Below are 2,506 nucleotides of genomic sequence, written 5' to 3' on the forward strand. Positions count from 1 at the left end.
CCTATCTCTCTGTTAATTTAATATTAATAAAATAATTATACGTTCAGATCTTTTAGCGTTCTTCAGATCATAACCTAATTGAATATATAATATAAAAACTACAGGTATTTTTATCTGTAGTTTTTATATTTTTGTTATTTTGCAATTTGTTATCCTAAAAAGCTTAGGAAACTATTAGTATAAAAATGTATTAACCATGAAACTGGGATATTTATCCTTTTTTTTCATAATAATTATCCTTTTTTCTCTCGGATGTTTTTATTATTACCCTTTTTTTTCTGATGACAGTCTAATTTCATTACGGTACGCACAACGTTTTATTGAAGGTAAGGGTTTAACCTGGAATGATGGACATCCGGTTGAGGGCTATTCTAATTTACTTTGGGTTTTAGCTATCTCTGTATTAGGGAAATTAGGTATAAATCTTATTCTTGCAGCCAGAATTGTTGGCATTTTGTGTTCATTGGGGATATTGGGAAGTATTCTTTATTATTTCAGAAATAAAAATATACAAAAGGAATACGTTTTTCTGGCTGTTGCTTTACTGGCTACTACACCATGCTTTGTAGTCTGGGCGATTGGCGGATTAGAACAACCTTTATATGTATTTCTTCTGACCTTAATTTTAATTGAAGTCTCTAAGATCGTTAATTATCATAATTTCAAAACCGTTTATTTATTATCATTTTGGCTGGGACTTTTAACTCTTACCAGACCTGATGGTTTTTTATTTACTATACTTACCTTAGGATTTTTATTAGCAATATGTAGAAAGAAAGATCAATTCATTAAAATAGGTTTTGTCATAGCAATTATTCCATCATTATTTTTATTAGGACAACTTGCATTTCGCTATAACTTTTATAGGGAGCTGGTTCCCAATACTGCATTGGTAAAGGTAAAAGTGACAATCCATCATATTTTACGAGGCGGCTTTTATAATTTTAAAGCTTTCTTTAGTACTTTCCTATTATCCGGGTTAGGATTAATCTCTCTTTATTACCTTTTAAGAAGAAAAAATCCTTTCGGATATTACTTATTACTGTTAACTGTTGCCTGGATTAGCTATGTAACTTCTATTGGAGGTGATATATTTCCTGCTTTTAGGCATTATTACGTTGTTCTTATCCTTTTTGTTTTCGCCATTATTTTTGGATTACAATATTTTAAAAAGATCAGTTTCACTTCAAAAAAAGTAACCTGGGGCCTTGTTTTTCTTTTAATAATAAATGTTTTTATTCAATCTTTAATCAATGATAATGTACGTGCTGTGGATGAAAGATGGGAGTTCAGAGGAATGGAACTGGGAGAAACTTTAAAGAAAACCTTTTCTAATCAAACATTGGTGGCAGTTACTGCTGCAGGTTGTATTCCTTATTCATCCGAATTGCCAACTATAGATATGCTGGGGTTAAATGATTATTATATCCCTAGACATCCCCCAAAAAATTTTGGAAGAGGATCCTTAGCCCATGAATTGGGTGATGCCAATTATGTAATGAACCGAAATCCTGACATTATTATCTTCAATATTGGTAGCGAACCTAGATTTAATATTGGTGATCAGCTAAAGTCTAATAAGATTTTCAACAGAAACTATATTAAGGTAAAAGCAAAAGATGAAGAATATCAATTATTTTTCAATAAATATGGTAAGAATACAGGAATTAAAAACACCGGATCTCAGTTAATTATTCCAGGATATCTATTTCAAGCTTTATCAGATGATGTAAGTGTATTTTCCGACAATAAACTGATAAAAATAATGAATAGAGGAAATGTATATACTCTATCAATAGACCATCTTTCTTCAGAAGATTGGAAAATAGTAGGTTCAGATGAAGAAAATGCTAAATTCAACGCTGATATTCGGATAAAAAATGGACAGTTAACCATTAAAATTACTCCGAAAAATAATATGTTTTTAGAAAGTCTTGTTCTGGAAAGGGAATATTGAGATTTTTTTCGTACTTTTGCAAACTATTATTCCTAATGTCTTTAGGAAACCATAAACAGATATTGATAACAAAAACAATAAAAAAGCAAAACAATGCCAAAATTAAAAACGAAATCAGGTGCTAAGAAACGTTTTGCTCTTACTGGAACAGGTAAGATCAAAAGAAAAAACGCTTACAAAAGCCACATCTTAACTAAGAAAGAAACTAAGCAGAAGAGAAATCTTACTACTACTTCTTACGTAGCTAAAGTGGACGAAAAAAGCGTTCAACGTCAATTAGCAATTAAGTAGTTTTTATAAATCTATATTCGGTTTATAAGAATTCAAAACAAATTCAAAATTTTAACCCTGAAACGGTGCCAATAAGAGTAACATCTGTTACCGCCCTTTTCAAAAAAACAATTTAAATTATGCCAAGATCAGTAAATGCCGTAGCTTCAAGAGCTCGCAGAAAGAAAATTTTTAAGCAAGCTAAAGGTTATTTCGGAAGAAGAAAGAACGTTTGGACTGTAGCTAAAAACGCGGTAGAAAAAGCAATGCAATATGCTT

Annotated in this window: 3 protein-coding genes; all 3 read left to right on the forward strand. The window is 30.7% G+C overall.

All coding sequences use genetic code 11. The features are described 5' to 3' along the window. The first annotated feature begins 196 nt into the window (after window positions 1-196). Window positions 197-1,957 carry an ArnT family glycosyltransferase gene (locus BBH99_RS11125; RefSeq protein ID WP_066695509.1) on the forward strand — a complete coding sequence of 587 codons (1,761 nt, stop codon included), beginning with the start codon at window positions 197-199 and terminating at the stop codon, window positions 1,955-1,957. Window positions 1,958-2,050: 93 nt separating this feature from the next. Further along, complete coding sequence (rpmI, locus tag BBH99_RS11130; RefSeq protein WP_034676300.1) at window positions 2,051-2,248, forward strand: 50S ribosomal protein L35; 198 nt, start codon at window positions 2,051-2,053, stop codon at window positions 2,246-2,248. A gap of 119 nt (window positions 2,249-2,367) precedes the next feature. Then, a partial coding sequence (locus BBH99_RS11135; protein WP_123873144.1) for a 50S ribosomal protein L20 occupies window positions 2,368-2,506 on the forward strand: 139 nt, incomplete at its 3' end.

Origin of the sequence: Chryseobacterium contaminans (assembly GCF_001684955.1) — a bacterium.
GTDB lineage: Bacteria > Bacteroidota > Bacteroidia > Flavobacteriales > Weeksellaceae > Chryseobacterium > Chryseobacterium contaminans.